This window comes from Gordonia sp. NPDC003422, assembly GCF_053588675.1.
Map to the genome: position 1 here is coordinate 14465 of NZ_JBSFQL010000022.1, position 26768 is coordinate 41232.

At 65.0% G+C, this 26768-nt stretch carries 26 protein-coding genes and 1 tRNA gene; 16 read left to right on the forward strand and 11 right to left on the reverse strand.

Annotated elements, in window-relative coordinates; all coding sequences use genetic code 11:
* Positions 1 to 2: 2 nt before the first annotated feature.
* From ACWDTF_RS18035 to ACWDTF_RS18060, 6 genes are all read left to right on the forward strand, one after another.
* On the forward strand, positions 3 to 1001 hold the full coding sequence (locus ACWDTF_RS18035) for a pseudouridine synthase (protein ID WP_449754783.1): 999 nt from the start codon (positions 3 to 5) through the stop codon (positions 999 to 1001).
* A complete protein-coding gene (cmk, locus tag ACWDTF_RS18040; RefSeq protein ID WP_355272988.1) occupies positions 998 to 1687 on the forward strand; it encodes a (d)CMP kinase in 690 nt (229 codons plus the stop codon). The genes ACWDTF_RS18035 and cmk overlap by 4 nt, the downstream gene beginning before the upstream one ends.
* Positions 1684 to 3123, forward strand: a complete 1440-nt coding sequence (gene der, locus ACWDTF_RS18045) for a ribosome biogenesis GTPase Der (protein ID WP_449754784.1) — start codon at positions 1684 to 1686, stop codon at positions 3121 to 3123. Before cmk ends, der begins: the two co-directional genes overlap by 4 nt.
* A gap of 345 nt (positions 3124 to 3468) precedes the next feature.
* Positions 3469 to 3954: an FBP domain-containing protein gene (locus tag ACWDTF_RS18050; RefSeq protein WP_355272982.1), complete on the forward strand. Its 486-nt coding sequence runs from the start codon at positions 3469 to 3471 to the stop codon at positions 3952 to 3954.
* Positions 3955 to 3978: 24 nt separating this feature from the next.
* On the forward strand, positions 3979 to 4251 hold the full coding sequence (locus ACWDTF_RS18055) for a GlsB/YeaQ/YmgE family stress response membrane protein (protein WP_240862653.1): 273 nt from the start codon (positions 3979 to 3981) through the stop codon (positions 4249 to 4251).
* An 81-nt stretch (positions 4252 to 4332) separates the two neighbouring features.
* Positions 4333 to 4406: transfer RNA gene (locus tag ACWDTF_RS18060), tRNA-Pro, on the forward strand.
* A gap of 463 nt (positions 4407 to 4869) precedes the next feature.
* Here ACWDTF_RS18060 and trxA read toward each other — a convergent pair.
* Positions 4870 to 5232, reverse strand: coding sequence for a thioredoxin (gene trxA, locus ACWDTF_RS18065; RefSeq protein ID WP_240862651.1), 363 nt, complete (start codon positions 5230 to 5232; stop codon positions 4870 to 4872).
* Positions 5233 to 5430: 198 nt separating this feature from the next.
* On the opposite strand from trxA, the gene ACWDTF_RS18070 reads away from it, so the two are divergent.
* Complete coding sequence (locus ACWDTF_RS18070; RefSeq protein ID WP_449754785.1) at positions 5431 to 6261, forward strand: hypothetical protein; 831 nt, start codon at positions 5431 to 5433, stop codon at positions 6259 to 6261.
* A 44-nt stretch (positions 6262 to 6305) separates the two neighbouring features.
* Here ACWDTF_RS18070 and ACWDTF_RS18075 read toward each other — a convergent pair whose 3' ends face one another.
* The 5 genes from ACWDTF_RS18075 to ACWDTF_RS18095 all read right to left on the reverse strand — a co-directional run bounded on the left by ACWDTF_RS18075 (position 6306) and on the right by ACWDTF_RS18095 (position 12182).
* Positions 6306 to 6704 (reverse strand): hypothetical protein, encoded by a 399-nt coding sequence (locus ACWDTF_RS18075; protein ID WP_355272976.1) that lies wholly within the window; start codon positions 6702 to 6704, stop codon positions 6306 to 6308.
* 224 nt (positions 6705 to 6928) lie between these two features.
* Positions 6929 to 7717 (reverse strand): ABC transporter permease subunit, encoded by a 789-nt coding sequence (locus tag ACWDTF_RS18080; protein WP_355272973.1) that lies wholly within the window; start codon positions 7715 to 7717, stop codon positions 6929 to 6931.
* On the reverse strand, positions 7717 to 8538 hold the full coding sequence (locus ACWDTF_RS18085; protein ID WP_355272971.1) for an ABC transporter ATP-binding protein: 822 nt from the start codon (positions 8536 to 8538) through the stop codon (positions 7717 to 7719). Before ACWDTF_RS18085 ends, ACWDTF_RS18080 begins: the two co-directional genes overlap by 1 nt.
* Before the next feature lie 399 nt (positions 8539 to 8937).
* Positions 8938 to 11319, reverse strand: a complete 2382-nt coding sequence (ppsA, locus tag ACWDTF_RS18090) for a phosphoenolpyruvate synthase (protein ID WP_355272968.1) — start codon at positions 11317 to 11319, stop codon at positions 8938 to 8940.
* An 11-nt stretch (positions 11320 to 11330) separates the two neighbouring features.
* Positions 11331 to 12182 (reverse strand): pyruvate, water dikinase regulatory protein, encoded by an 852-nt coding sequence (locus ACWDTF_RS18095; RefSeq protein ID WP_240862831.1) that lies wholly within the window; start codon positions 12180 to 12182, stop codon positions 11331 to 11333.
* Positions 12183 to 12555: 373 nt separating this feature from the next.
* Between ACWDTF_RS18095 and ACWDTF_RS18100 the strand changes: the two genes are divergently transcribed.
* Both ACWDTF_RS18100 and ACWDTF_RS18105 read left to right on the forward strand, forming a co-directional pair.
* Positions 12556 to 13587, forward strand: coding sequence for a fused (3R)-hydroxyacyl-ACP dehydratase subunits HadA/HadB (locus tag ACWDTF_RS18100; RefSeq protein ID WP_240862829.1), 1032 nt, complete (start codon positions 12556 to 12558; stop codon positions 13585 to 13587).
* 677 nt (positions 13588 to 14264) lie between these two features.
* A complete protein-coding gene (locus tag ACWDTF_RS18105; protein WP_240857192.1) occupies positions 14265 to 14687 on the forward strand; it encodes a nitroreductase family deazaflavin-dependent oxidoreductase in 423 nt (140 codons plus the stop codon).
* Here ACWDTF_RS18105 and ACWDTF_RS18110 read toward each other — a convergent pair.
* Together ACWDTF_RS18110 and ACWDTF_RS18115 are read right to left on the reverse strand one after the other, a co-directional pair.
* The gene (locus ACWDTF_RS18110) at positions 14660 to 15196 is read right to left on the reverse strand and encodes an SRPBCC domain-containing protein (RefSeq protein WP_449754786.1); all 537 of its coding nucleotides are present in this window, start codon (positions 15194 to 15196) and stop codon (positions 14660 to 14662) included. The genes ACWDTF_RS18105 and ACWDTF_RS18110 overlap by 28 nt on opposite strands.
* Entirely contained in the window at positions 15193 to 15384 is a 192-nt protein-coding gene (locus tag ACWDTF_RS18115; protein WP_433254818.1) for a hypothetical protein, read from the reverse strand. The genes ACWDTF_RS18110 and ACWDTF_RS18115 overlap by 4 nt, the downstream gene beginning before the upstream one ends.
* Before the next feature lie 292 nt (positions 15385 to 15676).
* Between ACWDTF_RS18115 and ACWDTF_RS18120 the strand changes: the two genes are divergently transcribed.
* Positions 15677 to 16372, forward strand: a complete 696-nt coding sequence (locus ACWDTF_RS18120; protein ID WP_449754787.1) for a hypothetical protein — start codon at positions 15677 to 15679, stop codon at positions 16370 to 16372.
* On the opposite strand, the gene ACWDTF_RS18125 is transcribed toward ACWDTF_RS18120, so the two are convergent.
* Both ACWDTF_RS18125 and ACWDTF_RS18130 read right to left on the reverse strand, forming a co-directional pair.
* The gene (locus tag ACWDTF_RS18125) at positions 16369 to 18351 is read right to left on the reverse strand and encodes a DHA2 family efflux MFS transporter permease subunit (protein WP_449754788.1); all 1983 of its coding nucleotides are present in this window, start codon (positions 18349 to 18351) and stop codon (positions 16369 to 16371) included. The genes ACWDTF_RS18120 and ACWDTF_RS18125 overlap by 4 nt on opposite strands.
* A gap of 123 nt (positions 18352 to 18474) precedes the next feature.
* Positions 18475 to 19107: a TetR/AcrR family transcriptional regulator gene (locus tag ACWDTF_RS18130; RefSeq protein WP_355272954.1), complete on the reverse strand. Its 633-nt coding sequence runs from the start codon at positions 19105 to 19107 to the stop codon at positions 18475 to 18477.
* Positions 19108 to 19197: 90 nt separating this feature from the next.
* Between ACWDTF_RS18130 and ACWDTF_RS18135 the strand changes: the two genes are divergently transcribed.
* Both ACWDTF_RS18135 and ACWDTF_RS18140 read left to right on the forward strand, forming a co-directional pair.
* Positions 19198 to 20025, forward strand: coding sequence for an alpha/beta fold hydrolase (locus tag ACWDTF_RS18135; RefSeq protein ID WP_355272951.1), 828 nt, complete (start codon positions 19198 to 19200; stop codon positions 20023 to 20025).
* An 18-nt stretch (positions 20026 to 20043) separates the two neighbouring features.
* Positions 20044 to 21063, forward strand: coding sequence for an LLM class flavin-dependent oxidoreductase (locus ACWDTF_RS18140; protein ID WP_449754789.1), 1020 nt, complete (start codon positions 20044 to 20046; stop codon positions 21061 to 21063).
* A gap of 6 nt (positions 21064 to 21069) precedes the next feature.
* Here ACWDTF_RS18140 and ACWDTF_RS18145 read toward each other — a convergent pair whose 3' ends face one another.
* Positions 21070 to 21981 carry an alcohol dehydrogenase catalytic domain-containing protein gene (locus tag ACWDTF_RS18145; RefSeq protein WP_449754790.1) on the reverse strand — a complete coding sequence of 304 codons (912 nt, stop codon included), beginning with the start codon at positions 21979 to 21981 and terminating at the stop codon, positions 21070 to 21072.
* A gap of 203 nt (positions 21982 to 22184) precedes the next feature.
* Between ACWDTF_RS18145 and ACWDTF_RS18150 the strand changes: the two genes are divergently transcribed.
* The 4 genes from ACWDTF_RS18150 to ACWDTF_RS18165 all read left to right on the forward strand — a co-directional run bounded on the left by ACWDTF_RS18150 (position 22185) and on the right by ACWDTF_RS18165 (position 26759).
* The gene (locus ACWDTF_RS18150) at positions 22185 to 23534 is read left to right on the forward strand and encodes a DUF4185 domain-containing protein (protein WP_449754791.1); all 1350 of its coding nucleotides are present in this window, start codon (positions 22185 to 22187) and stop codon (positions 23532 to 23534) included.
* A 138-nt stretch (positions 23535 to 23672) separates the two neighbouring features.
* Positions 23673 to 24254, forward strand: a complete 582-nt coding sequence (locus tag ACWDTF_RS18155; RefSeq protein WP_449754792.1) for a hypothetical protein — start codon at positions 23673 to 23675, stop codon at positions 24252 to 24254.
* A gap of 35 nt (positions 24255 to 24289) precedes the next feature.
* Positions 24290 to 25291, forward strand: coding sequence for a hypothetical protein (locus tag ACWDTF_RS18160; RefSeq protein WP_449754793.1), 1002 nt, complete (start codon positions 24290 to 24292; stop codon positions 25289 to 25291).
* Positions 25284 to 26759 carry a glycoside hydrolase family 1 protein gene (locus tag ACWDTF_RS18165; protein WP_449754794.1) on the forward strand — a complete coding sequence of 492 codons (1476 nt, stop codon included), beginning with the start codon at positions 25284 to 25286 and terminating at the stop codon, positions 26757 to 26759. The genes ACWDTF_RS18160 and ACWDTF_RS18165 overlap by 8 nt, the downstream gene beginning before the upstream one ends.
* Positions 26760 to 26768 lie beyond the last annotated feature (9 nt).

Consider the following 26768-nt stretch of genomic DNA (forward strand, 5'->3'; position numbering starts at 1 on the left):
ACATGGCAACCGCTGGCCGAGACGGCGCACCGGGACCCCGCAAACGGCCCCGTACTGACAAAAACCGTTCAGAGAAGAATCGCACCGAGAAGAACCGGGCCGAGAAGGCCGGTACCTCGAAGACGCCCAAGAAGACGCACCGCAAGGGGCAACCGCGCAGGTCGGCCACGCCGGACGTCGAGACCGGGCGGGTTCGCCTGAACAACGCCCGCCCGGCGCGCCATCAAGGCCCGGCGGATGCCGAGGAATCCGGTGCCACCTACGTGGCCGACGGCGTGCGCCTGCAGAAGGTGCTGGCGCAGGCGGGTGTGGCCTCCCGGCGCGGCGCCGAGGAGATGATCGCCGCCGGGCGCGTCGAGGTCGACGGTGAGATCGTGACCGAGCAGGGCCTGCGCATCGACCCGGACACCGCGATCATCCGCGTCGACGGCGCACGGGTGATCATCGACGAGACGCGGCAGTATCTGGCGCTCAACAAGCCCAAGGGCTGGCAGTCCACCATGTCCGACGACCAGGGCCGGCCGTGCGTCGGCGACATCGTCGCGGAGCGTGTGATGGCCGGGCAACGGCTGTTCCACGTCGGACGCCTCGACGCCGACACCGAGGGTCTGTTGCTGCTGACCAACGACGGCGAGCTCGCCCACCGACTGATGCACCCGTCCTACGAGGTGCCCAAGACCTACCTGGCGACGGTGAAGGGGGAGGTGCCCCGGTCGATCGCACGCACGCTGCGCGAGGGCGTCGAACTCGACGACGGGCCGGTCGCCGCGGACAAGGTGACCGTGATGGACGTGCACGAGGGACAGTCGCTGCTGCGAATCACCCTGCACGAGGGGCGAAATCGAGTGGTGCGGCGTCTGATGGATGCGGTCGGGTTCCCGGTCGTCGGGTTGGTCCGCACACACGTGGGTTCGGTCGCTCTCGGTGAGCAGCGCCCGGGCAGCCTCCGTGTGCTGGGCCGCGACGAGGTCGGGGCGCTGTACAAGGCGGTCGGACTGTGAGCGGACGTCCCGGTGTGATCGCCATCGACGGTCCGGCCGGAACGGGTAAGTCCACCGTGTCCAAACGGCTCGCCGAGCAGGTCGGCGCGCAGTACCTCGACACTGGCGCGATGTACCGAGCGGCGACCCTGGCTGTACTGGAAGCCGATGTGCCGCTGGACGATTCACGCGGAATCGAAGCGGCGGTGGCCGACGCGATGATCGAGTTGATCCCGATCGGCGACGGTCGCTCGCGGGTGTACTTGAATGGTGTCGACGTGTCCGGGCCGATCCGCACCGACGAGGTCACCAACGCGGTGTCCGCGGTGTCGGCGGTTCCGGCGGTGCGCTCCAAACTCGTTGCGCTGCAACGACAGCATTCCGAAGATGCCTTTGTCGTGGTGGAAGGGCGAGACATCGGGACGGTGGTCTTCCCCGACGCCGAGGTGAAGATCTTCCTGACCGCGACGCCCGAGGCGCGCGCGCAGCGTCGGCATGCGCAGAACCTGGCGGCGGGCCGCGACAGCGACTACGACACGGTCCTGGCCAGCGTGAACCGCCGCGACCATCTCGACTCCACCCGTACGGTGTCGCCGCTGCGGGCGGCCGACGACGCCGTGGTGGTCGACACCAGCGAGCTGTCCATCGACGAGGTGCTCGCCGCGCTGCAAGCACTGGTGCACGACCGGATCGGAGTTCAACGGTGACCGACAATCTGGACGGCGACCTCGCCCCATTGCCCGGCGACGGGATCTGGTCCGACGAATCCGACTGGCAACTGTCGGATTTCGGTGGCGAGGACGGTGCAGGCGAGGTCGAGCACATGCCGGTGCTGGCGATCGTCGGGCGGCCCAATGTGGGCAAGTCGACCCTCGTCAACCGCATCCTCGGCCGACGCGAGGCCGTCGTGGAGGACATCCCCGGTGTCACCCGGGACCGGGTGTCGTACTCGGCGAGCTGGTCGGGCCGGCGGTTCACCGTCGTCGACACCGGCGGGTGGGAACCGGACGCCAAGGGCCTTCAGCAGGCTGTGGCCACTCAAGCCGAACTCGCGATGCGCACGGCCGACGCGATCGTGCTCGTCGTCGACGCGACTGTCGGGGCCACCGCGACCGACGAGGCCGTCGCGCGGGTGCTGCGTCGCTCGAAGACGCCGGTCATCCTGGCCGCCAACAAGGTCGACAGCGAACGTCTCGAAGCCGAGGCGGCGTCGTTGTGGTCGTTGGGGCTGGGGGAGCCGTATCCGGTGTCCGCGGCGCATGGTCGCGGCGCGGGCGACCTGCTCGACATCGTGCTCGACAGACTGCCCGAGACGCCTCGTGAGGGCGGCGCGCTGCTAGGTGGGCCGCGACGGGTCGCGCTGGTCGGGAAGCCGAATGTCGGCAAGAGCTCGCTGCTGAACAAGTTGGCCGGAGCCGAGCGCTCCGTCGTCGACAACGTCGCCGGTACCACCGTCGACCCGGTCGACGAACTCGTCGAACTGGGCGGCAAGACATGGCAATTCGTGGACACCGCCGGGCTGCGTCGTAAGGTCCGGACCGCCAGTGGTCACGAGTACTACGCGTCGTTGCGGACCCGGGCCGCGCTGGACGCCGCCGAGGTGGCGATCCTGCTGATCGATGCCTCGGAGCCGATCACCGAGCAGGATCTGCGGGTGCTCACGATGATCATCGAGAGCGGCCGGGCGCTGGTGATCGCGTTCAACAAGTGGGATCTGGTCGACGAGGATCGCCGATACCAGCTCGATCGTGAGATCGACCGCGAACTCGCGCGGGTGCCGTGGGCGCGCCGGGTCAACATCTCCGCGATGACCGGCCGGGCCGTGCAGAAGCTCGTGCCTGCCCTGGAATCGGCCTTGGAGTCGTGGGACAAGCGCGTCTCGACCGGACCGCTGAACAACTGGCTCAAGGACGTCATCGCCGCGAACCCGCCGCCGCTGCGCGGTGGCCGCCAACCGCGCGTGATGTTTGCGACCCAGGCCGCTGTGCGACCCCCGACGTTCGTGCTGTTCACCACCGGCTTCCTCGAGGCCGGCTACCGGCGCTTCCTCGAACGCCGACTCCGCGAGGAGTTCAACTTCGACGGCTCACCCGTGCGCATCAACGTGCGAGTTCGCGACAAGCGGGATCGCCGCAAGCGCTGACGAGGTGCTCGTGCCCCACCCGCTCCCTGAGGTGCTCGTGCCCCACCCGCTCCCTGAGGTGCTCGGGCCCCACCCGCTCCCTGAGGTGCGAGGAGCGCTAGCGACGAGCCTCGAAGGGCCTGGTGAGACGACATTGTCATCTCGCGAAGCCATCGGGGCGGTATTCGTTTGCAGGACACACGACGACCCGGCACCATGGCGAGCATGTCTGACGATCGTGAGGGGGTTGCCGGCATGTTCGCCGGCTCCTTGTGACCCACCCGCCCCGCAGGCGCGAGCGACGCACAATGTGCGTCCCGCGCCCGCTTCGCGTACCCCACACACCTTCGTCACAGGAGTTCCTTCATGCATGCCCTCACCGAGTCACAGATCCGGAAGTCGTTCGTCAACACCACGCTGCGCGAACGCAATTCACTCACACTGCCACCGTCGTTCGCCGAACTCGACTGGGATCAACTCGACTTCCTGGCCTGGCGCGACCCCAAGCTCCCGCTGATCGGGTACCTGGTGGTGCCGATCGACGACACGCTGGTCGGAATCCTGCTGCGCCAAGGTCAACGACAACCCCGCACCCGGCCTCAGTGTTCGTTCTGCGAGGACGTCCAACTGCCCAACGAGGTCGCCTTCTTCAGCGCCAAGCGGGCCGGTGCCGCGGGACGCAAGGGCGACACGGTCGGTACGTTGCTCTGCTCGGGGTTCGAGTGCAACGCCAACGTCCGGGTCCGGCCGTCGGCGATCTTCGCCGGCGACGATCCGGAGGCCGTGCGGCAGCAAAGAATCGAGAGTCTGCGTGCGCACGCACGCGGATTCGCCGGGCGGATTCTGGGCTGAACGCGACTCCTATATGCTCTGCGGGTGCTCATTTTGGCAATCATCGTCTTCGGCATGGTCATCGGCGCTCTGGCGCAGCTCATCATCGGCGGCAAGAACATGTGGAACATCGACTGGGGCCTCGCGATCGTGGCCGGCCTGGTCGGCTCCTTCATCGGCGGCTTGCTGATCAGCCTGCTCACCGGACACGGACTCGAATTCCACCCGAGCGGCATCATCGGCTCGCTCGTCGGCGCGCTGATCGTCACGGGTGGCTGGATCTGGTACAAGAAGCGGTCGTCGACACCGGCCGAGTGATCTCGGGCCGACCGTCTGACCAGGCGATTGGTTCGTAGACCTGGTCGTCGGCTAGGCTCTTGAACGCCCCTTTCGGGGCAACGGGCTGTGGCGCAGTTTGGTAGCGCACTTGACTGGGGGTCAAGTGGTCGCAGGTTCAAATCCTGTCAGCCCGACAAATAAAGCCAGGTCAGAGGTGAAACCTCCGGCCTGGCTTTCTTCGTTGCTAGGTCAGTGAGCCAGCCGGTGGAAGGCGGCTGGGAACACAAGACCATCACATACTCGATACTCTGCACCGAACAGTTGTTTCAGGAGGGGGCGCGGTGCCGAATAGGGCAATCAAGTGGTGCGGGCTGTTCCTTGCGGTTGTCTCACCCGTGATAACTATCGGCTCGCTGATCATGGGTGAGTGGTGGACCGCCGCGTTTCTCGCGTCCTTGTCCGTCTACGGTGTGCGCGAGGTGCGCAACGAACGTAGACGCGGCCAGGTGACGGCGGCGTGGCCGCCGGAACGGGTTGAGTCTGTTGTCGGTGGGATCGATGACCCGGTGAAAGCGGCACGGAAACTACGCGAGGCGGACCCACAGTTGGGCTTGTCGAGTTCGCTGGATCTCGCGACCAATAGGCGGTCCCGCGGTCTTACCCGTTTGCCGCGGCCACCTCGGCGTGAACCTGCTCCATGTCGAGTCCACGTACCGCGGCGATGAGCTCGTCGAGTTGCGCGGCGGGCAGCGCGCCGGGCTGATTGAAGACCATCACACCCTCGCGGAACGCCATCAGGGTCGGGATCGACCGGATGCCGAAACCGGCGGCGAGTTGCTGCTCCGCTTCGGTGTCGATCTTGCCGAACACGATGTCGGTGTTGGCTTCGGCGGCCTTCTCGAAGACGGGAGCGAACATCCGGCACGGCCCGCACCAACCGGCCCAGAAGTCAAGCAGCACGATGCCGCCGCCGTCGATGGTCTGTTGCAGGTTGTCGATGGTGATCTCGCGTGTGGTCATACCTGCTGCAACCCATACCCCAGTGGGCATATTCCGCCGTGCTGCCGGCGCGATGTGTCGTCCGTTCGGGTGGATCCCAATTTCTGCAGGAGTGCCGCAATCCGCCCCGAGATCGTGCGTGGTACTCATATTCCGGTGTCGGGACGGCCCGATTCGCCGAGATCGGGTATCTCAGTGGGACGTTGACAGGTGGAGCCTATGAGGAAGCTTGCGACCGCGGTTGCGGTTCTGTGTCTGGCGGCGAGCGTCGCCCTCGCCGGCTGCTCGAGTTCGGATGGCACCGACGACGCGTCGTCTGGTTCCAGCGCCGTGTCGACGTCGGTCGCGACTACCTCGACGACAACAGCCACCACCACGGCCGTGCCGCTCGTACCGGCCGGCGATGTCGATGTGCAGGGATTCCTCGGGTTCGACGGAAAAGCCCGGTGCCGTGGCACCGATCATGCCGAGATGTACATGCGGACCGCGGAGTCGGCGCTCGTGGTGTGCCGGAGTGAGATCAACCGCCTCTACTACCGCGGGTACCGGATCGTCGACGGTGCCAACATCGAACTCTACGAGGTGTACCCACAAGGCTCGGGGTTCGTCGCCGTCAACTCTGCCGAGAACGCCCGATACGTGATCGCCGGCAACGGATTCCAGGTCATCCAGAACGGCAGCGTCGTCGCCAGTGAAACGGCGATCGGAATCGGGCCTGCGACCTGGGCGAGTGCGCAGACCGCGGCGCCGTCGTCGACCAAGGCGGCGTCGACCGTGGTGCTCGGTGCGGCCACCACCGGGAACGAAACCGGCTACGGCACGGCGCAACCCAGCTCCATCTCGCTCGGAAGCTGCTCCAATTCGATCGACCAGATCACCTGGACGGGCTGGGGTGATCAGGTCGCCTTCGGTGCCGGCGTCTTGTGCTCGACTCGTGGGCCCGGTTCGCCGGTCACGATGGTCGCCTCCGACATCGGGATGTGCGAGGGAGTCATGGCGTACCGGAAACTGAAGATCGGCCGCAACACGTCGGCGACCGACATCTGCTGACACCCGAGAAACCCGTTGAGCGCCCGAACCGCCCAGGCTCGTGGTCAGTACGTGGCTGCCGGTGTGTAGTCCAGGCGCAGCGTGCAGACGAGGTTGTCGGCGGTTTCCTGGTCGCGACCGTCGTACAACGTGATCGTGAAACGATGTGGCCGCCCGAGGTCGATCGCGTCGGGAACCGGGTCGGTGAAGTCCACCACGGCGGTTGTCGCGCTCCACGTGCCCGCGTAACCCAACCGGCGCGGCGGCGCGTTGTCCACGGCCACGTCGGCATAGGCGAGGTAGGCGAGCATGCCGTCCTCGTCATCCACGATCGTTGTCTGTGCAACCACGGTGAACTGGAGAAGTCGAGGCGGCACGAGAACCGGGGGCACGACGTGAGTTGTCACTCCCGGTACGGCCGAACGGAATTCGATGGCTGACGGCAGCGAGAGCGCATAGTCCATGCGGACAAACTACGCGTACTCCGAGCCGCAGGCAGAGTCCGCACCGAGTATCGGCCACCGGGCGCCGAACCCGCTGGCCGACGGCGCATCAGCCGAGCGCGGCCAACCGGGTCCAGGTGTCGACCACCGTGTCGGGATTGAGCGTCGAACTCGCTACAAGGTGACCGCAAAGGGGTGACCGAACACCTCGCCCCGCGGCATCAACGCCCTGACGGGTTTGAGTGTCAGTGGATATCCAACCGCTCGAACGCGGCGATCGCCGCGATACTCAGCGCTGCGGCCGCCGCGATCAGCGCGATGACCCCTGTCATGTCGATCCCGTCGACGATCTGGTTGTTGCCGACCGACCAGTAGAACGGCGAGATCCATCTGATCTTGTGCACGAGGTCGACGACTGACGCGAGCGAACTGATCAAGTAGGCCGCGGCTGCGACGCCGCTGGCGATGCCCAAGGCCATGCCGCGCTTGCCGGTGGCGGCCCCGATAGACATCGCCAGGGCGCCGAACAGGAAGCCCAACAGGGTTGTGGTGAGCGTGACGCCCAGCAGCGCCGACCAATCGGGGGTCAGCTCGAACAGCGGGCCGAGCAGACAGATCGCCACGGATGCCAAGGGAACCACGGCGGCGGCAACGAACAGCGCTATCAGTTTATGCGCGAGGAGATTGCGCCGCGAGATCGGAAGCGTTGCGATCACGCCGAGCGATCCATCGGCATCTTGGCCGGCAACCGAGGCTGCCCCGTATCCGATGGTCAGCAGCAACACCAGCAGGGGACCGATGTTGGCATACATGTTGGCATTGAGCCAACCCTCCGGAGAGGTGATCGAGCCACTGATGCCGACCATCGCCGACATGGCGCTGTTCGAGGAGAGCATCTCGTCGAGTGAGGTGTCGTCCTTGAACGATGGGTAGAGAGCGACGATCACGAGCAAGTACAGCGCGGCGCCGACGGCGGTGCCGATCACCATCCGACGGCGCAGGCGCAGATCCAGCCGTTCCAGATCGAAGCGCATCAGACCCCCTCGCCGCGGTAGAGTTGGAGGAACAACTCGTCGAGTTCGGCGGGTCGCGCGGCGATAGCCGTGGGTTCCATCGCCGCGATCGCCGTCAAAGCGGCGGCCACCGAACCGGAGTGGACGAGTGAGACATGGCGATCGGTAACGCTTTTCACGGTTACGCCGGGCACCGATGCCAAGGCGGTGACATCGAAGGCATGGTCTAGGTCGAGTTCGATGACGCCGGGTGCTCGCGCCTCCATCGCGGCCACCGTGTCGTCGACGACGATCTGGCCGTCTCGAATGATGACCACACGTTTGGCCAGGCGTTTGACCTCGGTGAGGTCGTGGGACGACAGCAGTACGGTTCGGCCGTCGTCGGTCGCCTCCTTGATCAATTCGGCGAATAACTCTTGGAGGAGCGGGTCGAGTCCGGAGGTGGGTTCGTCGAGGACCAACAGTTTCGGGCGGTGCATGAACGCAGCGACGATGCCGATCTTTTGTTTATTGCCCTTGGACAACGTGTTGATCGGCGGCTTTATTGCGACGTCCAACCGCTCAACCAACGTGTCCCGCAGCGACGTATCGGTCATGCCGCGCATCCGGCCGAATCGGTGAAGGATATCGCCACCGCTCAGCGTCTCCGGAAGTGATAGCTCGCCGGGGAGGTATCCGACGTCGGCAAGGAGCGTGCGGTCGGAATCCTGCGGGTCGGCACCGAGAATCCGTGCGGTACCTGAAGTTGGACGGTACAGCCCGAGTAGACACCTGATGGTGGTCGATTTGCCAGCCCCATTGGGGCCGAGAAACCCGACTACCTCTCCCTCGGCGACTGTCATGGAGACGTCGCGTATGCCCCGGCCGTTGGGGAAAGTCTTGGTGAGACCCTCCAGGGCAATTGACGGTGCGTTGATGTGCGTCTCCGTTTCGTCGGCAGCATGAGCCGGTGCGAACCCACTTCTGCCGCAGTGTAACCCGGTCGGTGGACAGCGTCCTGCGTTCCGGTCGCGGCCCTCATTCACTCGCCAACAGACGGCTGGTGAAGGTGCCGCGGTGGTGAATCGCTTGGGCTCGATGATGGCGAACCTTCGCGGTGTGTTTGAGGAACGCGAGGAACTCTTGATGGCGGTGACGCGCCTTGCGTTGGGTGCACCACCTTCATGCCGGTGACCCGTCAGCGCAAGATGGGGACACCCAGCGCGTTCACGATCACCGCTGGACCGGACGAGTGAAGCCCGTCAGCCGAGGCTGGCCAATCGGGTCCAGGTGTCGACCACGGTGTCGGGATTGAGCGACATCGACTCGATGCCCTGCTCGAGCAGCCACTCGGCCAGGTCGACGTGATCGCTGGGCCCCTGCCCGCAGATGCCCACGTACTTGCCTCGGGCCTTGCAGGCGGCAATGGCGGCGGCGAGCATGTGTTTGACGGCGGGGTCGCGTTCGTCGAAGGAGTCTGCGACGAGCGCCGAATCGCGGTCGAGTCCCAGCGTCAGCTGGGTCATGTCATTGGAGCCGATGGAGAAACCGTCGAAGTGGTCGAGGAAGGCGTCGGCGATGACGGCGTTGGAGGGCACCTCGCACATCATGATCACCTCGAGTCCGTTCTCGCCGCGCCGCAGGCCGTGCGTGGCGAGCAGCGCGATCACGCCCTCGGCCTCGGCGACCGTGCGGACGAACGGGATCATGATCTTGACGTTGGTCAGACCCATCTCGTCGCGGACGTACTTGAGTGCCGCACATTCCATCGCGAAACAGTCGGCAAAATCCTTCGACAGGTACCGCGATGCGCCGCGATATCCGATCATCGGATTCTCTTCGTCGGGCTCGTAGAGTTCACCGGCGACGAGCTTCGCGTACTCGTTGGACTTGAAGTCCGACATGCGGACGATCACCGGGTGCGGCGCGAACGCCGCGGCGATCGTCGCCACGCCCTCGGCCACCCGGTCGACGAAGTACTTGCGGGGATTCTCATACGCCGCGATCGCTTCGCCGATCCGCTCCTTGAGCGGTCCGTCGAGCGTCTCGTAGTCGAGCAGCGCCTTGGGGTGAATCCCGATCTGGCGGTTGATGATGAACTCCAACCGCGCCAGCCCGACACCGTTGTTGGGCAGGCGGGAGAAGGCGAAGGCCTGCTCGGGGGTGCCGACGTTCATCATGATCTTGGTGCTGATCTCGGGCATCGCTTCGATCGTGGACTCGGTGACGTCGAAGTCGAGCAGCCCGTCGTACACGTAACCGGTGTCACCCTCGGCGCACGAGACGGTCACCGCCCGGCCTTCGGTCAGCGACCGTGTCGCACCGCCGGTTCCGACGACCGCCGGAATGCCCAACTCGCGGGCGATGATCGCGGCGTGACAGGTGCGGCCACCACGGTTGGTGACGATTGCGCTGGCGCGCTTCATGATCGGTTCCCAGTCGGGATCGGTCATGTCCGCGACGAGTACCTCGCCGACCTGGAACTCGTGCATCTGTTCCACCGACTCGAGCACGCGAACCTCGCCCGCGCCGATGCGATGACCGATCGCGCGTCCTTCGATGAGGGCCGTGCCGGTCTCGTTGAGCCGGAACCGCTGCTGACCTGTCACGGCAGCTCGCGACTGCACGGTCTCCGGGCGCGCCTGCAGGATGTACAGCTCACCGTCGACGCCGTCTTTGCCCCACTCGATGTCCATCGGGCGCCCGTAGTGCTCTTCGATCAACAGTGCCTGTCGCGCAAGCGCCTCGACCTCCGCGTCGGTGAGACTGAGGAGTCGGCGATCGGCGGGGTCGACGTCGACGAACTCCGTTGTCCGGCCCACCGAACGGTCATCGGTGTAGATCATCTTGGTTGCCTTCGACCCGATGCCGCGTTTGAGCACGGCGGGACGTCCGGCACGCAGGGCGGGTTTGTAGACGTAGAACTCGTCGGGATTCACCGCACCCTGCACGACAGCCTCGCCCAGGCCATAGGACGACGTCAGGAACACGGCATCGGGAAAGCCGGACTCGGTGTCGATGGTGAACATGACGCCCGACGCGCCGATGTCGGAGCGCACCATCTGCTGAACGCCGGCCGACAGGGCCACGGCGTCGTGGTCGAAATCGTGGTGCACGCGGTAGGCGATCGCCCGGTCGTTGTAGAGCGACGCGAACACCTCCCGGGTCGCCTGCAGGATCGCGTCGATCCCGCGCACGTTGAGGAAGGTCTCCTGCTGGCCGGCGAAGGATGCGTCCGGGAGATCCTCGGCGGTCGCACTGGACCGCACCGCGAACGACGCCTCGTCCGAGCCACCCGACAACTCCGCGAACGCTGCCCGGACATCGGCCTCGAGGTCTTCGGGGAACGGTTGCTCCATCACGGCCGCGCGGATCTCACGACCGGCCTCGGCCAACGCCTGCACGTCGTCGGTGTCGAGATCGGCGAGCCGCGCGCTGATCCGGTCGGCCAGGCTCGTGCCGGACTCGTCGGGCTTGCTGAGGAACCGCCGGTACGCGTCGGCGGTCGTCGCGAATCCGTTGGGGACCCGCACTCCGACGTCGGTCAGATTGCGGACCATCTCGCCGAGAGAAGCATTCTTACCCCCGACCTGCTCGAGATCGGCGAGGCCGAGGTCGGCGAACCAACGGACGTTGCTGCTCATGAAATGGCTCCTCAATTGCCAGGGTGGGGCCTGCGGGCGAGGACCTGCAGGATCAGAGTGGACATCTCTTCCACGGATTTCGCGGACGAGTCGATGACGGGAAGGCCGTGCGCCCGGTACAACTCCTCGGCGCGGCGCAATTCGTAGGTGCACTGTCGTAGCGACGCGTAGGTCGAGTCCGGTCGGCGTTCGGTCCGCACCGCGCTGAGTCGGGCGGCGGTGGTGATGAGTCCGAAGCATCGTTCCTGCAGATGCCGGATCGGACGCGGCATGTCGGTGCTCGCCAGGTCTTCGTCGATCAACGGATAGTTCGCGACGCGGAGGCCGTGCTGCAGCGCGAGATACATGGTCGTCGGTGTCTTGCCGCAGCGCGACGGTGCCACCAGGATCACGTCAGCCTTGTCGAGTGAGCGCACACTCTGACCGTCGTCGTGCTCGATCGCGTACTCGACGGCCTGCATCCGCGCGTTGTAGCGCTTGACATCGCCGACGCCGTGTAGACGCGCAGGGGTGCGCGCGCCGCGGGTCTTGAGGATCGTCTCGACCTCCTGCATATGCGGGTCGAAGAAGTCGATCAGTGGGGCACGCGTCTTCTGCAACTCGTCGCGGACGTCGTCGAGCGCCGCCGTGACGAACACGAGCGGTGTCACGTCGCCGGTCATCGTGGCGTCGATCCTGCGCACGACGTCGCGTGCTTCGTCGGCGGTGGTGATGAACGGGATCAGGGTGCGATCGAATCGGTGATCGGGGAAGTGCAACAGCAGTGCGTTACCCATGGTCTCGGCACTGATGCCGGTGCTGTCGGACAGGAAGAAGACCGGCACGGTTGCATCACCGCTGTGTCCGGCATAGCTGTCACTCACCCGTTCATTCCCATCGCCCGGTAGGACTGTGGCATCTATGGTCGCTGATGCGCGTCGCGGGCCTTCGGGCAGGTCGCTTTATCGGGAGTTGGGCAGCCGTTCATCGTCGTGTCGACGAGCACCGGGCGTAGCCTCATATGCATGAGTGGCAATACGAGAGGTTGCAACAATCCGGACTGCACCTGCGGCCCGGACTGCAAGTGCGGCGAGAACTGCAACTGCGGCAAGAAGTAGAAAGAACTGTCGCATTTCGCGCGCCAGGGGTCTTCGGACTGAACGTGGTGTGGCGCGCATGTCTGCCTGCCCATGTGACGCGGGTCGACGACTCCGTGGATACTTGTTCGCGGCGAGTCCCCAATGGCAGGAGAGTGAATTGACGACAGCGTCGGAAGTGTCTGCGCTCGGGGAGCGGGTCGGCCATTACTACGAGGCCGATCACACCTATCAGGTGGGACGCGAGAAAGTTCGCGAGTATGCCCGGGCGGTCCAGGACTACGGACCGGCACATTGGGATGCCGAGGCAGCTGCCGCACTCGGCGGGACCGGCCTCTTCGCTCCACTGACCTTCACGTCGATTCCGGCGATGGCCGCCAACCGCAAACTGCTCGAAGAGGTGGTCGTGGGGTACGACACCTACGTGCAGACCGAGCAGGTCTTCGAGCAGCACCGGCCGATCGTCGTCGGCGACGAACTGCAGACCGATGTCGAACTCTCGTCGGTGCGGACTGTGGCCGGCCGCGAGATGATCACGATCACCAACACCTTTGTCGACACGTCGGGTGAAACCGTTCACACCATGCACACGACCGTTGTCGGGGTGACCGCCGACGAGGTCGACCCCGAACTCACCGGTGCGGTGTCCAAGGTGATGATGCACGACGTCGACATCATGGCGAACCAGGCGTCGACCATCGACTACGTGAAGACGGAGCGAGTTGGTGACCCTGCGCCGCGGTCGGAACTCGGCCGCACCCGCACGGTCGGCAGTCTCAACTTCGACGACCTGTCGGTCGGTGACCAGCTTCCCGTGCACCACACCGGACTCACACGTGGTGACCTGGTGAACTACGCGGGTGTCGCCGGTGACGCGAACCCGATTCACTGGGACGAGAAGATCGCCAACCTCGCCGGGCTGCCCGACGTGATCGCACACGGAATGCTCACCATGGGCATCGGTGCGGGATTCGTCTCGGCATGGTCGGGCGATCCGGGAGCAGTCACGCGCTACGCGGTGCGGCTCTCCGCACCGGCGATCGTGCCGGCCAATGGTCGTGGCGATATCGAGTACAGCGGACGCATCAAATCTCTCGATCCCGAAACCCGTAGTGGCGTGGTCATTCTCGTCGCAAAGTGCGCCGGCAAGAAGATCTTCGGCATGGCGACGCTGGACGTTCGCTTCGCCTGATCCGAAGAGTTCGGTGACTAGCGCTCTGACCTGCACATAAGCGTCCACCACCCCACCGCTCGCTGAGGTGCCCGAGGCGCCGGCCGAGGGATACCTCGAAGGACAGGCGAACAGGCCACGTCAGCGAGGCGCCGGGCCACTGAAAGTAGGGGAAGGTTCTTCCCCTACTTTCTGCCCCTGCTTGTTGAGTCGTCCGCGAGAAAATTCGCGGGGAGGACTCCAGGGATAGGGGACGAGTTTCTTCCCCTACTTTTGTGCGGCCCATGGCCGGACACCAACCGTCCGAGTGCTGGTCGGCGTATCGCGAACCCACAAGCGCGGTTTCCGGGACGAGGCCGCCGCCGCCTACACGATCGCCGACCACGTCGGCGGGTGGGTCTCTGATCCGAAGAGTTCGATGACCGGCGGGATGGCGACGTCGACCAACCGAGCAGATGTCGGCAGCGCCCTTGGGTGGGAAGCGTTCGCGCTCCGACGTCCGAGCTGTGTCCACGACAGCAGGGTCGCGGACCTGCGAGGCACGTCGTCGGCGTGTCGCGATTTCAGAAACCGCGTGTCTTGTCAGAAACCCGATGCGCACCAGCGGTTTCTGGCGGCACCTGCGGTTTCTGGCGACAAGTTGGGTCGCTTCGACCCGAGCGAGGAATAGTGTCGGCCCAACGGTGTTGTATTCGAGCATGAGCGCACAACCTGAACTGAGCCCCACCGACTGGGTTCGTACCCAGACCACCACGATCCTCGAGCAGGGCACCACCGACGGAGTGCAGGTCCTCGGCCGACCGATCGTGCTGTTCACCACCACCGGCGCGAAATCCGGCAAGAAGCGTTATGTCCCGTTGATGCGCGTTGAGGAGGACGGCCGGTACGCGATGGTTGCGTCCAAGGGCGGAGCGCCGAGCCATCCGTCGTGGTACCACAACATCAAGGCGCATCCGCAGGTGACCGTGCAGGACGGTGCCGAGGTGCGCGAGTTGACGGCCCGCGAGGTCGACGGGGATGAACGTGCGCACTGGTGGGATCTGGCTGTGGCGGCGTATCCGCCGTACGCCGAGTATCAGACCAAGACCGATCGTCAGATCCCGGTATTCGTTCTGGAGTGATCCATAGGGGTCGTGTCGGGTGACGTCCCGCCCGTCTCCGCCAGTGCCGCCAATGCGTCGGTCACCGACCCCCAACCGTCGAAGAAGCCCAGTTCCTCGTGCAGAGTCCGCTGTTCGGGGTCGCCGTGCCGGACCACCGCACGGTAGTCGGTACCGTCGGGGTGGTCGTCGAGGATGATCTCGGCGGTCATCGCCACGGGTTGCGGTGACGCGGGCCGCCACGCACTGTTGACGGCGTTTGTGAAGACCAGTCGACGTTCGTCCTCGACGACGAGGAACACTGAGTCTGTGTGTGGCACATACGTTGTGCCGTCCTCGCTCATCTGGGTGACAAAGGCGCCACCGGGCCGGACGTCGAGGTGGTCCACGCGCGTTCGCATCGGCGCCGGAATCCACCACTGCTGCAAGAGATCCGGCTGTGTCCATGCCCGCCAGATTTTGCGGCGTGGGGCTCGGATGAGGCGCTCGATCGTGAGGTCGAACCGGGGGTCGACGGCAACGGTGGTCATGAGTTCTCCTTCGGGTTGGTGACGAATTGCTCGAGCCGGTCGGTGCGGTCTTCCCAGATGCGACGTTCGCCGGCGAGCCAGTCGTCGATCAGGGCGAGACGTTCGCGGTTGAGTGCGCAGGTCCGCACGCGGCCGTTCTTGGTGGTGTGGATCAATCCGCTCGATTCCAGGGTTCGGACGTGCTTCATGAAGGACGCGATCGACCGCCTTGTCGCGCTGCCGTGGGGGTGAATGGGCGCGGCGGCCCATCGGACGATACGTTTCGGGAGCAAGAGAACAGTTTCGGCAGGGGACGGGGCATTCATGACACAGCCAGGAATGGGCGGATCGCCGCATGGTGGATGGTCGGGACAGCCCCATCCAGGTCAACCGACCGCCCACTACGCGCCCCCAGCCTGGGGTGCGCCTCAGGGTCCGCCACCCATGCAGGGTCAGTCACCCCAATTAGCCCGACCTCAGCAGTTCTACGGCGCGCCGCAGATGGCCCAGCCTCAGCAGTTCCACGGTCAGCCCCAGTTCGGTCAGCCCCAGTTCGGTGGTCCCCAGTTCGGTGGTCAGCCGCCCTCGTCCGGGTCGGGCAAGGTGATCGGCATCGCGGTTGGTGCCGTCGTGATCGCGGTGGCGCTCGTGGTCACCCTGTCCATCGTGTTCTGGCCTGGTGGCGACGACGATGCGGGCTCGACCACCAAGGTCACCCTGACCGACAGTGACGCGAGCGACTCATTGGACGTCACCCTCCGAGCGCCCAAGGGGTGGAAGTTTCAGGAGACGCCCGGCGATTCGTCGATCGTCACGTTCGTGCCGAAGTCGGAGACGCACACCAACGCCGAACTGCAGGATCTCTTCGTGAAGATCAGGCGTGGTGACGTTGTCGACATCGACGCCGCCGAAGCCGTGTCCATCGCAGTGAAGAATTGCGCGGGCTACGGCGGAAAATTCGAGGCGGCACCCACCGCAGGTGCCGGATGGAAGAAGTCGAAGTCACCGATCACCTCGGATGACCACGGTTACAGCACCCGCCAGGACGCGGCGATCATCGCAGCGACCGCCAAGACCTGCCTGCTCGTCATCGGATACGACGTCGCGAAGTCGACATCGCAGTTGTCCGGTAAGCCACGCCAGATCGTTGACGACATCGCGGACGGCAAGTACGTCACCCGTGTCAGCCAGCACTAACGCGACTGGGGCACTTCCTCGTGAAGCCGGCGCGCAATCTCGTCGAGCATCGTCTGTACGTCCGGCTCGTCGCTGCCGGGACAATCGGCGACCAACGCACGCAACTCGGTGCGCTGGGCATCGAGAAGACTTTGTGCCTCGGCATTTCCCGCCGGCGTGATCGCCACGTGCGCCTCGTCGATGTCCACCATCCCGCGGGCGGCGAGCGCGTGGGCAGTCCGCTCGATGGTCGGCAGTTCGGTCTCCGACGCCGAGGCCATCACCTCCATGTCCCGACTGCCTTCCTCGGCGACCCGGCTGAGCATCCATGCCTCACCGCGTGAGAGCGGACTGTGCGCGGCGTCGACGACGTGTTCCCACGCACGCAACTTGTTCTCGCGGCCCAGGGCGCGCCAGATCTGGAGTCGCAATTCCTCCAGCGACGACCGCTCACTCGGCATGCCGAAGGATTCACTGGGTTCGGGTGTTCTCGTTGCCGTGCGCAATTCAACTTCCGGCAGGAGCCACGACAGCACGAAGGCAACCGCACCGATCGGGACCGCAACGAGGAACACGGTCTGAAACGAATCGGTGAAACCGTCGAGGTACCAGAGCTTCACCTCCGGCGGGCACACCTTCAACCCGAGCGCCGAGGCTTCGAGGCTCTCCGCGGAGCATCGGTCGACCGCGGCTGCCGGCGCGGATTCGGTCAGGTGACGGTCGAGTTGGGCGTTGAAGATCGCGCCGAACACCGCCACGCCCACTGACGCACCGATCGTGCGGAAGAAGGTCGCGCCCGAGGTCCCGGTGCCGAGGTCGCGGTACTCGACGGCATTCTGCACCGCGAGCACGAGTACTTGCATCACCAAGCCCAGTCCGACGCCGAGGATGAACAGGAACAGACTCGTGGTGGTGCCCGACGTGGTCGTGTCCATCGTCGACAGCAGGTACAGGGCGACCGTGAAGATTGCACAGCCGACGATCGGGTAGGCCTTGTAGCGACCGGTTCGGGAGATCACCTGACCGGATGCGACGGAGGTCAGCAACAGACCCACCATCATCGGGATCATGCGCAGGCCCGATGAGGTCGCGGATTCGCCCTGCACGGTTTGCAGGAACAACGGCAGAAACGTGATCGCGCCGAACATGGCGAAGCCCACGACAAACCCGACCGTCGAAGCGATCACGAAGACCCGATTGGTCAACAGCCGGAACGGCAGCACAGGTTCCGGAGAGCTGCGCTCCACCAGCGCGAACGCGACCACAGCGATCACCGCTGCGGCGATCAGCACGAGAATTCGGGCCGACGTCCATCCCCAGATCGAGCCGAACGAGGTGACCAGCACGATGCAGGTGGAGATGAAGGCGAGGAGAACGATGCCCCAGTAGTCGATCACCGGCTTGACCGCCGACTTGGTCGACGGGAGCACGAGAACGATCGCGACCAGGGCGACCGCGCCGATGGGCAGGTTGACGTAGAACACCCACCGCCAACTGAGGTTGTCGACGAAGAAGCCGCCGAGCAACGGGCCTGCGACGCTGGCGAGCCCGAACACTGCGCCGAAGATTCCCTGATAGCGGCCCCGCTCGCGTGGCGGCACCACGTCGCCGATGATGGCCTGCGCCAACACCATCAGTCCACCGGCGCCGATGCCCTGGAGCGCTCGGTAGCCGATGAGTTGCGGCATCGATTGGGCGGTGCCGCACAGCGCGGAGCCGATCAGGAAGATGACGACACACGCGATGAACAGTCCGCGCCGACCGAAGAGGTCGCCGAGTTTGCCCCACAACGGCGTGGTCGCCGTGGTGGCGAGCATGTAGGCGGTGACCACCCAGGAGAGGTGGTCGGCGCCGCCGAGATCGCTGACGATGGTCGGGAGCGCGGTGGCAACGATCGTCTGATCGAGTGCGGCCAGCAGCATCGCGAGCATCAGCCCACCGAAGATGGACCAGATGCGACGTTGATCCAACTGCTCGGCGGGCGGTGAGCCGGCGGTCATGGTGTGGGGGCAGCAGCGACGAGCAAGGCCATATGTGCAGTATTCACTTGTTGTCGGTGCCTCGACGCGGTCTGGACACTCTCCTGAATCCGATTGGGCCGCAACGATTTGACGAAGTGAACCTCAGGACTGAGGTCGCAGCGTCAGGGTTGCGCGGGTATGCAGGACGAACCACTGCTCCCATTGATCTGCAGACCAGCCGCGCTCGTCGAGGAGCATCAGCCACTGGCGTCGAGAGGCCAAGAGCCACACCGAATCCACGATTGCGTCGTCGATGGGGATGGCCGGCGTGAGGCCTCCGGCGACGAGGCCGACGGCGAAGGCGACCTCGTCACGTCGGCGTTGTTCCCGTACGTGCAGTCGACTTGCCGCGTCGGCATCGCTGACGGCGGCCTGGTCGAGAACGTTCTGAATGCGGGCCGACCGTTCGTGTGCGGCGCGTAGCCAACTCGCTGCGGCATCGACCCTGTCGTCGAGTGAGCCGGTGCCCATCGCTTGGTAGGTGGCCATTTCTCGCACCGGGATGTCCCGGCCCTCCGAGAGCGCGTTGTCGATGCACGCATCGAGGAGCGCCAACTTGCTGTCGAACTGCTGATACACGGTCTGCCGGGTGAGTCCCGAGGTTGCCGCGACCCCGGCCATCGTGGTCGACGTCCAGCCGTCGGCACAGAACATCCTCGTTGCAGCGGTGATCACCGCGCTCCGGTTGGCGGCGGCGCGCTCGTTGCGCACCGTCGACGTGTAGGTCCGAGCCACTCATCGAGTCTATGGCTTGCGGCTCTTTCCATTCACCGAAATTGGGATTACTCTGTGTAATGTCAATAACGGAACGCGTAGGAGCAAACGATGAACGAGCTGCAGATCGACACCGAAGTAGGGCGCCTACATGTCTCCGTGATCGGCTCAGGTCCGCCGGTTGTTCTGTGGCACAGCATGTTTGTCGATTCACGAAGTTGGGATCGCCTGGTTCCGTTGCTCGCCGGGCGGACGTTGTACCTGATCGACGGCCCTTCGATGGGGCGCAGCGAGCACATGACGTCGCCCGCCGACATCGCTGCTTGTGCTCGAGCTGCCGCCACCATCGTCGACGCGATCGGTACACGCGAGCAGGTTGCCCAGGTCGACTGGGTCGGAAACGCGTGGGGCGGGCACGTCGGCATGGAACTCGCGGCACGACGGCCCGATCGTATTGCGAGTCTGGTCGCGATGAGTGCGCCGACGTTTCCGATCGACGCGGCCATGCGCAGACAGATCTCGGTGCTGTTGCCGCTCTACCGAATCGTCGGACCTCGGGGACCCGTTCGCGCTGCGATCGTCGAAGCGATGTTCACCGACGAGACCCGTGCCCACGACCCGGGTGCGGTCGCGATGCTCGATGACTCGCTGCGATGCTCCGGCCGGGCGTTGGTGCCGGCGGTCCACACCGCAATCCTGCGTCGCACCGACCTGGCCTGGGCGACGCGACGCATCACGTGCCCGGTGCTGCTGATCACGACCGACGATCGAGGTGAGTGGACTGCGGAACAGGCCGCGCCCATCGCGGCCGAGATGGCCGACGCGCGCGTCGTCGAGATCACCGGCGCGCGCATCCTGCCCGCCGTCGAACAGCCCACGGCCACGGCGGAGGCGATTGTCGAGTTCTGGGCGGAGGCTCGGGTGAACGATCGCGGCTGAATCGGCCAAGATGTCAGCATGACCGGCGACAACCTGCCACTGGAGAAGATGGGTTTCCTCACCATCGGCCGATTCGACGAGGATGATCCGCGCGCGGGACATCTCGAGACCCTGCGAATGATCGAGATGGCCGAGGACCTCGGATTCGACAGCGTGTGGGTTCGTCACCGACACCTGCAGTTCGGGATCTCCTCGCCGATCGCCGTGCTGGCGGCGGCCGCGATGCGCACGAGCCGAATCGAACTCGGCACGGCGGTGATACCGCTGGGGCTGGAGAACCCGTTCCGACTCGCCGAAGATCTCGCGACGGTCGATCTGCTGGCTGAGGGGCGCCTCAATCCCGGTGTCTCCGTGGGTACTCCGATGCGCTACGACGACTACAAGACCTCGCTCTATCCCGATACCCACGACATCGAGGACTTTTCCAAGGATCGTGTGCAGCGACTGTTGTCCGGCCTTCGCGGCGAGCCGGTCAGTTCCTTCGAGGGCACCGTCGGGATCGAGACCTATTCGACACGCATCCAGCCGCATTCGCCGGGTCTTGCCGATCGTGTCTGGTACGGCGGCGGCCTGGCGTCGGCGCAGTGGGCGGGGGAGCAGGGACTCAATTATCTGACATCGTCGGTGGTGTCGATCGAGGGAACCGATTCTCGGGACTTCGCGACGATCCAGGGTGAACACATCGACGCCTACCTCGCGCACCATCGCGATCCGACGCGGGCTCGGGTATCGCAGGGGCTTGTCGTCATTCCCACCGATTCCGCGACACCTGAGCAGATCCGTCGGTATGAGGACTACCGCGCATCACGGCTCCCGCGAACGGCCGGGCCACAGGGTCCGCGCGGCATGATGTTCTCGCCGGATTATGTCGGGCCGTCTGACGAACTGGCCGAACAGCTTCGGTCGCACGCGGGATTTCAGCGTGCATCCGAGGTCGCATTCGCCTTGCCGTTCTCGTTCGACGCCGCGGACTACGAACAGATCGTGACCGACATGGCCCGCCATCTCGGTCCCGCGCTCGGGTGGTCGTCGGGCTGACGGCGATCAGCGGGTCAGGACCACACCCTTACCCGTGAGCGCGCCGTTCTCCATGTCGGTGTGCGCTTCGACGATCTCATCGAGCCGGTAGGTCTTCGCGACCGGAACGCTGATCGTGCCCGTTGCGACGTCGTCGATGAAGTCCTGGAGGACGGCCGGCGGGAGATCGGTGGCCGACCCGCCGTATGCCGTCAGACGTACGCCGTTCGGTAGGTAGTCCATCGGGTAGAAATCGGGGATCGTCCACTGGTCGGACAGCATGCCGGTGAAGCAGACGACCCCGTGGGTCCGCGTCGCACGCAAGGTGTCGCGAAGGGTGTTGGCGCCCACCAACTCCACGGCTCCGTCCACGCCGCCATCGGTGAGCGCTCGTACCTCGTCGGCGATGTCGCCGTCGTCGATGACGACGTGATCGGCATGCTGCTCGAGAAACTCTCGGCGCGACTCCTGCCGAGTGGTGGAGATGACGCGCATGTCGCGTCGTCGGGCGAGAACCGCCAGCGCCAAACCGATCGACGATGTTCCGCCGCGGATCAGCAGGGTTTGACCCTTGTGGCCGTCGACCCCGGTGGTCAGCGATCCGTAGGCGGTCTGAAGCATCTCAGGTATGGCGCCGAGGGTGGCCCAGGGTAGATCGCTGTCAAAGGCGATGACGTTGGACGCGGGCACGCACGTGTACTCCGCGTACCCGCCGTCGAACTCGCGCCCCATCCCGCCCATCAATGTGACCACCTGGGTGCCGACCTCGAATTCGCCACCGGGGCAGTCCGCCACCACTCCGGTCGCCTCGATGCCGGGGATCCGGGGGAAAGTGCCGTTGTCGGCCACTCCGCGACGGAAGTGGAGTTCGGACCGGTTGAGTCCGAATGCCTCGACACGGATGAGGACCTGGCCGGGCGTGGGCTTCGGGGTCGGCACGTCCCGGATCTGAAGGACGTCCGGTGGGCCTGGTTGGGTGACGACGACGGCTCTCATGCCGCCTACAACCGACGATCGGTGCGACGCATTCCATCTGGGTGGTACCGGATCGTGACCTTGCGATGCCTAAGCGGTGATGATGAATAATCACAATAGCATCACTAATCACATCAGTAACATCAGTCACGCGCGGAGGTCGGGTAGTGCGCAGAATTCTTTTCAGGACTGCACGCGTCGCGCTCGTCGGTGCTCTTGCCCTCTCCGCCTCGGCTCTGGCCACCACGCATACGGCCGCTCCGGCCCTCGCGTCGCCGTGCGGCAACGGCGGATTCGGTTCCAGCCAGTTGGGGTCGAGTGGTTCGTCGACCGGCTCGCTGGGTTCCAGCGGTTCCGCCGGATCGAGCGGGCTGGGAAGCTCCAACATCCCGAACAACGGACCGCAGGGCTTGCTGCCGGTCTACATCGGGACCAACACGCGGACCGTCTCCTGGGTCACCGGCCCGCGCAGCATCAATCGCACCTTCAGTCGATTCGCCATCTCTGGCACCGACCTCGGGATCAGCTGGGACAACGGTTCCGGCCAGACCCTGATGGCCTTCGGCGACACCTTCGGCAACTGCAACGCCACCGGGCAACAGTGGCGGCACAACGTACTGCTCCGAACCAACGACACGCGGATGATCGACGGGATCACCGTGCCGAACGGTGTTGCGGGGGATCAGAACTCGGGTACGGTCATCGCCGCCGGCCAACCGAACTTCGCCCAGGAACTGATTCCCGCGCTCGGTGTCGACTACATCGAGGTCACCAAGATCCCGACCGCCGCGATCTCACTTCCTCGACCCGGCGGTGGTTTCCGGCAGTACATCAACTACATGTCGGTCCGCTCGTGGGGGAGTGCCGGGAACTGGGTCACCAACTTCTCCCAGATCGCCTACTCCGACAACAACGGACAGACCTGGGAAAACGCCGGTGACACCATCCGGGTCAACGCGCCGGTGACCCTTGATCTACCGTCGCCGCCGTTTCCGGACGTGGCCGTCAACAACGGCAAGTTCCAGCAGAACGCCTACACTCGCGGCCGCCCCGACGACGCCGACGAGAAGGACTACATCTACCAATTCGGCACGCCCAACGGACGATTCGGCGCAGCCTTCCTGGCCAGATTCAAACCCGACGACATCCTGGCCCTCGACCGGTATCAGTACTGGAACGGCACGACGTGGATCGACGATCTGAACGCCATGGGCGAGGCGGTCGTCATCCCGGCCCCGGTCACCGAGTTGTCGGTGTCGTGGAGTCCTTACCTCAAGAAGTATGTGATGCTCGACGGCGACAACGAGATCACGCTGCGCACCGCCGACCACCCGCAAGGGCCGTGGAGTGCGCGCAAGACGCTCGTGCCGTCGGGCCGGATCGTGCTGTATGGGCCGATGATGCTGCCGCAATCGCCCGCGCTGAAGGGGACGGGTCCGGAGTTGTACTTCAACGCGTCGCGATGGAGCGACTACAACGTGATGTTGTTGCGCACGGATCTGAGCCGCGTTCGTTGACGTGGGCGGCGACCCGGGATCGCATTGCCGAAGTTGTTGATGCTCAATTTGTTTCGTCAAAGTGAGGATTAAGCGATCTGAGTTGTCAGATGCCGCTCCAGCGCGTTGACTGCGGGTATGAGACTCAGAAAGTTCGGGATGATGGTGACGGCGATCGTAAGCAGTGTCGTCGGTCTCACGGCGCCATCGACGGCTCATGCGGCGCCGTCATCGATCGGTCGAGATTGCGTCGTACGTGCCGATGACAAGGCAGCCACCGTCGATGTGTTGCTCAATCGCTGTACCAGCCAACAGATCATGAGTCTGTTTCTTTCCGCGCCACTCGGCGAGGCGCCGAAGGGCACGTTATCCATCGCCTTGCTGCCGGTCTTCCAGGTAAACGGCAAAGCGGTGGCCGACGACGCTGCGCGCGCGGGTTCCCGCACGCAGAACCTCCTGGGCAAGACGCTGACATTCACCACGGGGGCCAACGGCGGCCCGTGGGTCTACAAGGATTATCTGTGGGGCCGCGACGCCGGGGGTGCCCTCGTTCGAACCATCTCCAGGATCGACCGGAAACCTGTGTACGCCGCGGACTTCCGAGCTGATTTCGGGGGTGTCCCCATCAGCCTGCACGAATACCGGCAGCTGACTCCCGGCGTCTGGATCGGACGGGACATCGGTGGTCGCTCGTCGGCCAAATCAGCCGGCCCGACGGGTGGTGCGTTTGCGTTGAGCTGATGTGTGGGCCGCCGGATGTGTGCGAGGCTGGTGGCATGACCGAACTCGCGGATGCGCTGCTCGAGGCACAGATTGCTTTCGCCAAAAGGCAACTGCGCGACGGCGATCTGTTCGGCGACCTGGTCGCCGAGGAGATCGACCACTTTCTCGCCGACGCGGGGCAACTCACCCTGGGTGAGGTGGTGACGCCGGCCCGCATTCAGGACACCGCCTACAAGTACGCGGTCCAGCTTCCGGTCGAGGGTGCCATCCCCGAACTCGTCGGCGAGATCGCCGGACGCCTGTACCGCCACCGCGTGAACGACGAGGTCGCGGTCGCCGAGGTCCTCGATGTCCGCGAGTTCGACGATCTGCTCGTCACGATCGCCGATCTCGACGTCGTGCACCGCGTGCTGCAACGGATCCTTACAGACCCGGTGACCGAAGACATCTTCGTCGAGATCGTCGTGCGCGCGGTCGACGATGCGGTCACCCAGGGGGTCGATGCGGGAGGCAGCACGGGGGTGGTCGGTTTCCTGCGCGGTGGTCTGTCCCGGGTGGTGACCCCGGCGATGCCCGTCGTCGAACGTGGGGTGGAGCAGGCCACCAGGGCCGGTATGCATTTCGTGTTGGGAGCAGCGCAGGGCGACGTCGCGCTGGTGGACGCCGCCCGCGAGGTGTGGCGTCGCAATGCCACCGAGTCCGTGGGAACCTTTCGTGAGCTGGTCACCGCCGACGACGTCGAAGACGGGGTGGTGGCCGCCTTCGAGTTCTGGAAGTCCTTCCGCGACACCGCATATTTCCGTGCGCTGTTGGACGAGGGGATTGCGCACGTGTTCGACAAGTACGGCGAGACCACCCTGACCGACCTGCTCACCGAATTGGGCATCGGGCGCGACGACCTCATCGAGGAGGGTCTGCGGTTCGGACCGCCGGTCCTTGAAACCCTCGACGAGCGAGGACTTCTCGACGACGTGTTACGACGACGGTTGGCGCCGTTCTACTCCTCGGAAGAATTCAGGGCCGCGGTGGAATCGGTGGGCGGCGACGATGACTGAGTCCACACCTTTTCCCGACGGGTTCCTCTGGGGCGGCGCGACCGCTGCCAACCAGATCGAGGGAGCCTTCGACGAAGGTGGCAAAGGCCTGTCCATCCAAGACGTCTTGCCGCGCGGGATTCTCGAACCTCGCACGCCCGCACCGACATCCGACAATCTCAAGCAGACCGCCATCGACTTCTACCACCGGTATGCCGACGACATCGCCCTGTTCGCGGAGATGGGCTTCACGGTATTCCGGTTCTCGATCGCCTGGAGCCGGATCTTCCCGAACGGCGACGACGAGCATCCGAACGAGGACGGGCTTGCGTTCTATGACCGCGTGCTCGACGAACTCGAGCGTCACGGCATCGAACCACTCGTGACGATCTCGCATTACGAGACACCGCTGGCCATCGCCGATCGCTTTGACGGCTGGATCTCCCGCAAGGTCATCGGACTGTTCGAGCGGTATGTGCGGGTTCTCTTCTCCCGGTACGGACATCGCGTGCGGTACTGGCTGACGTTCAACGAGATCAACTCGGTTCTGCACGCGCCGTTCATGTCCGGGGGAATCAACACTCCGGTCGCCGAGCTGTCGAAAACCCAGTTGTACCAAGCTATTCACCACGAGTTGGTGGCGAGTGCGCTCGCCACCAAGATCGGTCACGAGACCAACCCCGACATCCGCGTCGGGTGCATGGTGCTCGGGGTTCCGGTGTATCCGCTGACTCCGGATCCCGCGGACGTGCTTGCCGCGCTGGAGACCGACCATGCCAATCTCATGTTCTCCGATGTCCACGTGCGAGGACGCTATCCCGGGTACGCACAGCGGTACTTCCGCGACCACGGGATCGAACTCGAGGTCACCGCAGCCGACCGTGAATTGCTGGCCGAGCACACCGTGGACTTCGTCTCGTTCAGCTACTACATGAGTGTGTGCGAGACCGCCGACCCCGCCAAACGCATTGCACGCGAAGGTAATCTGATGGGCGGGGTGGCCAACCCGCACCTCGCCGAGTCCGCCTGGGGATGGCAGATCGATCCCGGCGGTCTCCGTGTGATTCTGAACCAGTTCTGGGATCGCTGGAACAAGCCGCTGTTCATCGTTGAGAACGGTCTGGGCGCCCACGACGACCTGGTCGACGGTCCCGACGGGCCGACCGTCGTCGACGACTATCGCATCGCCTACCTGAACGATCACCTGGTCCAAGTGGGTGAAGCGATCCGGGACGGGGTCGACGTGCTGGGCTACTGCACGTGGGGTCCGATCGACCTCGTCAGCGCGTCCACCGCGCAGATGTCCAAGCGCTACGGCTTCATCCACGTCGACCGCAGCGACGACGGAACTGGGACACTCACTCGCACACGCAAGAAGTCATTCCACTGGTACGCCGACGTCATCGCGAGCAACGGCGCGACGCTCGAAGCCCGATCCGATGGCTGTGGTGTGAGGAGCGCAAGCGACGAGCCTCGAAGCCCCTGGTGAGACGACATG